Raw genomic sequence first — 842 nt, forward strand, 5'->3', positions numbered from 1 at the left:
ATGTTGTACTTCGTTCAGTTACGTATTGCTCTCTGAATGTGGCGAACGTAGGGTGCGCTGTGCGCACCATGATTGCTTGAACTCCGAAACTTGAGTTCGTAAAAATGCCACTGCGGTAGGGTGTCATTTAGAAATAAATCTCGTGCAAAAGTAAAAACGAACGCATTCCGTACTTGTGCAATTAAACAGACAAGTTATACTTGTTCAATATACCGTACAAATACAGGAGTATTCGATGAGGGTTGTTAACTTTTCAGACGCCAGGAACAGGCTAAAAAGCGTCTTAGATCAAGTGGTTGAAGATTCAGATTACACTGTCATCTCACGAAGGGATGCCGAAGATGCTGTTGTCATGTCTCTAGACCACTTCAACGGGCTAATGGAAACGGTACATCTATTAAAGAGTCCAGCCAATGCGATGCATCTAGCAAAGTCGATCACACAATATCGTTCAGGAAAAGTTGAAAATCATGGTCTAGTTGATGATTGAAATAGTGGTATGGACAAAAGAGGCATGGAGAGATTACGTTTACTGGCAAGGTCAGGATAAAAAAACGCTGAGGCGTATCAATAAGCTAATCTCTGATACCCAGAGAACCCCATTTGAAGGCATCGGTAAGCCCGAGCCGTTAAAAGAAAATTTATCCGGTTTTTGGTCTCGTCGTATCGATGAAAGTAATCGTTTGGTTTACGTGATTGACGACAATCGACTTACGATTATTTCCTGTCGTTATCACTATGAAAAATGATTTCAGGACCACTGACACGGACAGAAAATAAGCCGAAGGTTTCTGCTACAGTCATTCCATACCTGCCGATCAACTGGATAAATTTCTATAGGG

General features: G+C 41.7%; 2 protein-coding genes. Both read left to right on the forward strand.

Annotation, left to right across the window (positions count from 1 at the left end; genetic code table 11):
* Positions 1–235: 235 nt before the first annotated feature.
* The gene (locus tag G9Q73_RS07105; RefSeq protein ID WP_177419170.1) at positions 236–490 is read left to right on the forward strand and encodes a type II toxin-antitoxin system Phd/YefM family antitoxin; all 255 of its coding nucleotides are present in this window, start codon (positions 236–238) and stop codon (positions 488–490) included.
* The gene (locus G9Q73_RS07110; RefSeq protein WP_177419171.1) at positions 483–749 is read left to right on the forward strand and encodes a Txe/YoeB family addiction module toxin; all 267 of its coding nucleotides are present in this window, start codon (positions 483–485) and stop codon (positions 747–749) included. The genes G9Q73_RS07105 and G9Q73_RS07110 overlap by 8 nt, the downstream gene beginning before the upstream one ends.
* Positions 750–842: the final 93 nt, after the last annotated feature.

Source organism: endosymbiont of Lamellibrachia barhami (genome assembly GCF_011947365.2).
In the GTDB taxonomy this organism is placed as follows: Bacteria; Pseudomonadota; Gammaproteobacteria; order Chromatiales; family Chromatiaceae; genus QGON01.

What these genes read in the sequence shown, in the direction of transcription:
- G9Q73_RS07105 (WP_177419170.1), top strand. Translation starts at nt 236, where the DNA reads ATGAGGGTTGTTAACTTTTCAGACGCCAGGAACAGGCTAAAAAGCGTC.
- G9Q73_RS07110 (WP_177419171.1), top strand. Translation starts at nt 483, where the DNA reads ATGATTGAAATAGTGGTATGGACAAAAGAGGCATGGAGAGATTACGTT.